Genomic DNA, 7,927 nt, shown 5'->3' on the forward strand with positions numbered 1-7,927 from the left:
ATTTGAATCATGAATAGGAACAAAATGAATGATCTAAACTTGAAAAGCAGGATGAAACGAATTTCCTTGTTATTAAGTCTCACACTGGGCAGTATCTTAAATTTGTCGGCGCAAACTGAATCTGAATTAAAACTTTGGTACGATAAACCCGCTGGAAAATGGGTTGAAGCTCTTCCGGTAGGAAACGGACGTTTAGGAGCGATGGTTTTTGGCGATCCGCAAAATGAACTGATTCAGCTCAATGAAAATACACTTTGGGCCGGACAACCGAACAGAAACGACAATCCGGATGCAAAAGCTACTTTGCCGGAAGTCCGCAAACTGATTTTTGAAGGAAGATACAAAGAGGCCGAGGACTTGGTCAATCAGAAGATGATTACTAAGAAGTCTCACGGGATGTCTTATCAAACTGCCGGAAACCTGAAGTTCACTTTTCCTGGCCACGAGAAATACACCGACTATTATCGCGAACTTGATCTGAACAAAGCTGTTGTTACGTCGTCGTACAACGTTGAAGGTGTGAAGTATGAAACGAACGTATTTTCATCCTTTCCGGACCAGGTAATCATCGCTCAAATAAAAGCAGATAAAGCAGGATCACTGAATTTCTCGGCAGCAATGGACAGGCCTTCTGATGTTACTGTTACCACAAACGTCAATGATGAGCTTATCATGTCGGGTGTCAGTAGTGACCAGGAAGGAACAAAAGGAGAAGTGAAGTTTACGGCTAAGGTGAAGATTATTACCCAAGGTGGTTCCGTTTCGGCAAAGGACGGGTCGTTGGACATTAAGGATGCCAACACGGCCACGATTTATATTGCTATTGCAACGAACTTCAATAATTATCATGATCTGGGAGGCGATGCCGGCGCGAGAGTGGATGCCTGTCTCGAAAAAGCGCTTCAAAAGGATTATGAACAGGCATTAAAAGATCATATTTCTGACTATAAATCATACTTCGATCGGGTTAGGCTTGATTTGGGGGAAACTGAAGCCGTTAAGAAACCAACCAGTGTCCGGGTGGAGGAGTTTGCTACCGGCAACGATCCGCAACTGGTGTCGCTTTATTTCCAGTTTGGACGTTATTTATTGATTTCAGCATCGCGCCCGGGAGGGCAGCCTGCCAACCTACAGGGGATATGGGCCGATCAGCTTTCCCCGGCATGGGACAGTAAGTATACCGTTAATATTAATACGGAAATGAACTACTGGCCATCGGAAATTACCAACTTAACTGAAATGAACGAACCGCTGGTTCAGATGGTGCGTGAACTTTCGGAAACAGGAACGGAAACAGCACAGGTGATGTACGGTGCACGTGGATGGGTATTGCACCACAATACCGATATTTGGCGTATCAACGGGCCCATTGACGGTGCAAACTGGGGGATGTGGCCGATGGGAGGAGCCTGGTTATCACAACATTTGTTTGATAAGTATGCTTTTTCCGGAAATACGGAATACCTGAAATCTGTTTATCCGGTAATGAAAGAAGCCGCTAAATTCTTTCTCGATTTTTTGGTAATGGATCCCCAACACAATTGGTTGGTTGTTTGTCCTTCGGTTTCTCCGGAGAATATGCCGGCAGGCCGCCCGACAACCCTGACTGCCGGAACCACGATGGATAACCAGTTGGTCTTCGATCTGTTTACAAAAACGATCGAAGCCGCCCGGATTCTGGATATTGATCAGGAACTGGTGGTTACGCTGACCGAAACCTTGAGGAGAATGCCCCCGATGCAGATTGGAAAATGGGGCCAATTGCAGGAATGGATGGAGGACCTGGATAAGCCTGATGACCACCATCGTCATGTTTCTCACCTTTATGGATTGTACCCGTCAAATCAAATTTCACCATACAGGACACCTGATCTGTTTTCTGCTGCAAAAACATCATTGACTGCGCGTGGCGACGAATCAACCGGTTGGTCGATGGGGTGGAAAGTAAACCTGTGGGCGCGTCTGCTCGACGGAGACCATGCATACAAACTGATTACCGACCAGTTAAAGCCCGTTTCCGGATCGGGAATGCGTGGAAGCGGCGGCACTTACCCGAACCTTTTTGATGCGCATCCCCCTTTTCAGATTGATGGAAATTTTGGCTGTACTGCAGGGATCGCCGAGATGTTGTTACAAAGTCATGATGGTGTCATTCAACTTTTGCCGGCTTTACCATCGGTATGGAATAACGGGGAAGTGAAAGGATTGAGAGCAAGGGGAGGATTTGATGTGAATATTGAATGGAAGGATGGAGCATTGACCAGGGCTACAATAAAATCGGAACTCGGAGGAAATTGTCGGCTGCGTTCTTATGTTCCGTTGAAAGGAAAAGGGTTAAAAGAGGCTGAAGGTGATAATCCGAATTTGTTTTACCAGGTGCACGACATTGAAATGCCCTTGATTCACGCCGAACAAAAACTTTATTTGCCTGATTTGAGGAAAGTTTATGAATATGATGTTGAAACCCGCTCCGGACAAACTGTGGAGTTGGAGAAACTTTAATTGATTTTTCAATCCGGAAATGAATCACTACATGAATATGAAAAGACTGAGTTTAATGACAATGTTGTTGGCAACATGTTTCTTATTTGGCCTTGCCAACTCCTATGGTCAAAAGCTGAAAAAATCGAATGGGGCTTTTTATACCGGCGACTATCCAAACCTTTTTCTGGACGCAGGATATAGCCAGACCGAGATCGATGTCAAAATAGAAAAAGCTTATTACGATCTGTTTGAAGGGCCAACCCGAGTTTATTTCGAGGTAGGTGATTCAATGGCCTATGTTTCCGACCTGAAAAACAACGATGCACGTACCGAAGGGCTTTCTTATGGGATGATGGTTGCCGTTCAGTTGGGTAAAAAAGATGTTTTCGACCGTATTTGGAGGTGGACAAAGGCCTACTTGCAGCACCCGACAGGCCCGCGTGAGGGCTACTTCGCCTGGAGTATTAACCCGCATACAATGGTGAAAAACTCCGATGGATCTGCCTCCGACGGAGAGTTGTATTTTGTGACTACGCTTTTGTTTGCATCCAATCGTTGGGGAAACGAGACTGGAATAAACTACTATGCCGAAGCCCGTCGGATTTTGGATGCCATGTGGCATAAGGACGGAACGGCAGGTATTCGTCATATCATTAATGTGGAGCACAAGCAGATCAGTTTTGTCCCTGAAGGCGACGGGTACGAGTGGACCGATCCGTCATATCATGTACCCGCATTTTTGGAAATCTGGGCTGAATATGCCAAAGACGGGCACGAACAGTTTTACCGTGATTGCGCCGATACCGCACGTGTTTTTCTGCATCGGGCCTGTCATCCGGCAACCGGACTAAGTACCGATTATGCCAATTTCGACGGATCACCTAAGTCAACACCCTGGATGCCGGCAGCTTTTCGGTACGATTCGTGGCGGGTGCCGATGAATATTGCGATGGATTACGTGTGGTTTGGGAGAGATGAAGAATGGCAGCAAACTTACGCATCCCGGTTTCATGGATTTTTGCGTTCGCGGGGCATTGACGAATTTGTTGATCAGTATAACCCGGATGGTTCCGAGCCTGATTTCATTCTACAGGCAGGTGGCTACAGAAAACTGCGACACTCGCTTGGTTTGGCCGCAACCGCAGCAACAATATCGCTGATTGATGATGTAGATCCGGAATATGATTTTGTCGATAAACTTTGGAATGCTAAACTCGAACCGTATGAAGATGGCTATTTTGATCCGTACTACGACGGGTTGCTGTATCTGTTTAGTCTGATGCATTTGAGTGGGAAGTACCAGGCTATTCGTCCGGTATACGGAAACAAATAGGTGCATTTTATTTCTCAGATATATGGTTAAGGTGTTGCCGGATAGTTGCATAGAGCCCAGTGTCTAATTTTGAAAGACATTTATCGATTATCAAATACCGGTCTGACACTCAAAGGCTATCATTGTTAGGTTGAAACTTTTTACAAAACCTCTTTCTTAACCTGACTTATGAGAAACCGAATGACAAGATTGGTCATGTGGCTTTTGTTAGCTGTAGGCCCTTATTCAGCCTATGCGTGGCAAGGTATGTCCACCCCAAAACTTCATGTCGACGGCCGTTATTTAAAAGATACCCACGGTAATATTGTAAATCTGCATGGGGTTGCCATGACTCCCAGTCCTTGGTTTAATGGCGGTGCTTACGGGCAATGGCGTTGGAATAATTACGATGTTCAAGGCTGCCTGGAATACAATAACAGTGTTATGGACTGTTTTACCGATACCACTCAAGGGTGGTTTATGAGCTATGTGCGCTTGCATATCGACCCGTATTGGTCAAACACACCGGGACAGTCAACTACAGGTGAAAATGACATTTCAGCGTTCAATTACGAGCGATTCAAAAGATACCTCGATGAGGTGATTGTTCCCTTGTGCGAACATGCCAAATCGCGTGGTTTGTATATTATTTTACGTCCTCCGGGTGTTTGTCCTGAATTGATTGAGGTCGACGGGGAATATCACCGGTATCTGCTTAAAGTATGGGATTATATCTCGCAGCACAGTTATTTTAAGAATGCTGATCATATCATGTTTGAACTGGCTAACGAGCCGGTCAGAATTGTGGACACCAATGGCATTGAAGGAAGTAACACCCAATCGCACTTTGATGCGTTAAAGAACTTCTTTCAGGAAATTGTGGATGGAATCCGGGCTAACGGCTCTGATAATATTTTATGGATCCCGGGAACGGGTTACCAATCGCAATATAAAGGCTACGCGATTAATCCGGTTGAAGGAGAAAATATTGGCTATGCTGTTCACATCTACCCCGGATACTGGGGCGGGTTGGATGAGTACAATTATTTCCAGGCACAATGGGATGAAAATGTAAAACCAGTTGCCGATTTAGCTCCAATTGTGGTTACCGAGATCGACTGGACTCCGGATGGGGAAGGTAGCTGGGGCCAGGGAAGCACGGGAGTAGCCGGAGGTAATGGCTTTGGTGCGAATTTCAATAAAATTACAAAAGAGAGCGGAAACGTGGGCTGGAATTTGCTGTCGCCTGAAAACCTGATTTATAACGGGGAACCTACTAACTGGACTTTAGCCTACGAAGGGAATCCTGAAACCTGTTCGAAGCCAAGCTACGAATGGGTTAAAGAATACGCTAAAGTCGACTATCCACGAGCTGATTTTACGTACCAATCATCTGCTGATAATGGTGACGGAACTTATACAAATCCATTGATCTTTGCCGATTTTCCCGATCCCGATGTCATTCGGGTTGGCGATGTTTATTATATGGTTTCTACAACCATGCACATTTTCCCGGGAGCGACAATCCTAAAATCATACGATCTGGTTAATTGGGAATATTGCAGTAACCCGCTGGAGAAAATAGAATCAACCGATTGCTACAATCTTGAAAGCTGCAATCGCTATGGACACGGACAGTGGGCAACAAGTCTGAAGTACAATAATGGTCGCTACTATTTATTGTTTACAACTTTGGAGGAGGGAAGTTATCTTCTAGCTGCAACGGATCCGGAAGGGCCATGGACAAAGAAAAAATTATCAGGTACGTTCTATGATCCGGGACTATTCTTCGACGACGATGGTAAAACGTATGTGGTTTATGGGATAAATACCTTGAAGGTTGCAGAATTGGATGCTGATTTCGAAATAGTTGCCGGATCGGAGCAGGAAGTTTTCAATTATACCGTAAAGGAAGGCCTCGAAGGAAGCCACTTGTATAAAATTAACGGTTACTATTATATTTACGGAACCTACGGTGGATGGCCTGCTTATCAGGTTGCTTTACGGTCGGCCAATATTTATGGGCCATATGAGGAAAAACTGCTATTGAATGATGATAACATTCACCAGGGCGCTTTAATCGAAACACAAACCGGTGAGTGGTGGACGATTCTGTTTTACGACAAAGGCGCTTTCGGGCGTTTGCCCAATTTGCAGCCAATTACATGGGTAAACAACTGGCCCGAAATTGGAGTTGACGGCAAGGGGGTGACAACCTATACCAAGCCGAATGTAGGGCGGGAGTATCCGAAAACTATCCTGCCAACAACCGATAACTTCCGCAACTACCAATTAAACATGCAATGGGGATGGAACCATAATGTTGACGATTCGAAATGGTCGCTGACAGAACACCCCGATTATTTACGCCTGAAAACGGTTAATGTCGTTGATAGTTTGATTCGGGCGAAAAATACCCTGACCCAACGAATTTTTGGTTATCCTGAAGACTTAAGTCATTCGTACGGAACCATAAAAATGAATATTGAAAATATGCAGGAAGGTGATGTAGCCGGTCTGGCTGTATTTCAGGATCCTTACGCTTATATCGGTGTGAAAGTTGAAAACGGGCAGAAAGTGCTGATTCAGATGAACGATGCTGTCCGAACCACAGGGGAGGTGATTGCTGATACTGTTGTGTATCTGCGGGCAATAGTGAATTATACAAACAGCAAAGCAAGTTTTTATTACAGTTTGGATAACGAGACCTATGCCAAGTTCGGAACCGATTTGGACATGAAGTTTAATCTTTCGGTTTTTACAGGGAATAAATTCTGCCTGTTTAATTTCGCAACAGAGCAAATTGGTGGATATGTTGATTTTGACTGGTTTACGACAGAACCGACATTTGCCGAGGATTTGTTTTACGATAATTCTTTTGTTGGATACAGCGAAGATCAGCTAATGTTGACCGATTTGATTGTGGATGGAGGACAGATTCAATTGCTTACCGGAGGAATGTCAACCTTTAAGGTTACAGCCGTTTATGCAAGCGGACGAACAAAGGATGTCACACTTAGTTCAACTTATGAGAATTCAAACCCCGGCATTGTAGAGATTGTGAACGGGAATATATTGGCCAATGCCGACGGAGAAGCTACGATCTCAGTCACCTACAAAGGGGAGCTGGGCAACTCGATTACGACATACTTCAACGTCAATTCATCAACTTTTCCGCTAACGGATGAAATGTTTGATCCGTCAATTTGGGAGACCGGTTCTTTTGATGAAACAACAGGGAGTTTAATTACGGGACAGTACGGTTTTGGAGGTTGGCAATACAGCGCCGGTATCGACGTTTCCGATTATAAATACCTTGTTGTAAAACTAGTAAGTCCGGGTGCTTGCAGTGCATCATTCCGTTTGTTTGATACGAACAGTTATTGGAGTTCGCCGGCTTCGTACGATCTCACCGGTAAAACCATACACGTGGTGAATTTGTCCGGAATGACCAATGGCGATGGCGGAACCGTCGATCCTTCTCATCTTTATATTATCGGATTCTGGTCGATAGGGGGCTGCTCAATCGAAATTGAAAATGTTTACCTCTCAAATACCGACGATTACTTTCCCACGGCAATTGATGAGGTTTCGCTTCAGAAATATGATGAGAATAAAACGGTGAATGTATATTCGATTACGGGGATTAAACTCCGCACTGATGTAAGCCGGAAGAATGCGACCAAAGGGCTGCCCGCAGGTGTGTATATTGTGGGGAGAGAAAAAGTTGTCGAAACAGGTAGTTGGCTTTAGCTGGTTTAAAACAGGATTTTGCCAACGATGAATGGTGGACCGGATGAGGGATGACAACAATAATCCGGAGCTTTTATCTGGTTTGTCATTCACCTGAATGATAACATGGGATACCGGTTTGCTTTTTAGTGTGTGAGCCGCTCCGAGAGGTATTTCTGTCAGCGGAATCAATTACAACGAAGTCGTGCAAATGACATTGAAATTGTAGGAAAGCTCAAATAATTTTATAATTTCGACCATTGCTGTCCCATTAAAATCTAATATAGTTCTTTGAAAAGTTTGAAATTTAGTTGATTACAGAGGTTTTTAAAGCGAACGGACTTGAATTTTAGCTTTGCTTCAGATTAATCTGACAGCATATGTTTCAAGACAAATATG

Annotated in this window: 3 protein-coding genes; all 3 read left to right on the top strand. The window is 44.5% G+C overall.

Annotated elements, in window-relative coordinates:
• Positions 1–51: 51 nt before the first annotated feature.
• Entirely contained in the window at positions 52–2,502 is a 2,451-nt protein-coding gene (locus ABZD21_RS16375; protein ID WP_372776174.1) for a glycoside hydrolase N-terminal domain-containing protein, read from the top strand.
• A gap of 37 nt (positions 2,503–2,539) precedes the next feature.
• Positions 2,540–3,817, top strand: coding sequence for a glycosyl hydrolase family 8 (locus ABZD21_RS16380; protein ID WP_372776175.1), 1,278 nt, complete (start codon positions 2,540–2,542; stop codon positions 3,815–3,817).
• 180 nt (positions 3,818–3,997) lie between these two features.
• On the top strand, positions 3,998–7,549 hold the full coding sequence (locus tag ABZD21_RS16385; protein ID WP_372776176.1) for a family 43 glycosylhydrolase: 3,552 nt from the start codon (positions 3,998–4,000) through the stop codon (positions 7,547–7,549).
• The last annotated feature ends 378 nt before the right edge of the window (positions 7,550–7,927 follow it).

It is taken from the genome of Mangrovibacterium sp., assembly GCF_041596335.1.
GTDB lineage: Bacteria > Bacteroidota > Bacteroidia > Bacteroidales > Prolixibacteraceae > Mangrovibacterium.

Coding starts and splice junctions, on each gene's coding strand:
- ABZD21_RS16380 (WP_372776175.1), top strand. CDS start 2,540: ATGAAAAGACTGAGTTTAATGACAATGTTGTTGGCAACATGTTTCTTA.
- ABZD21_RS16385 (WP_372776176.1), top strand. CDS start 3,998: ATGACAAGATTGGTCATGTGGCTTTTGTTAGCTGTAGGCCCTTATTCA.
- ABZD21_RS16375 (WP_372776174.1), top strand. CDS start 52: ATGAAACGAATTTCCTTGTTATTAAGTCTCACACTGGGCAGTATCTTA.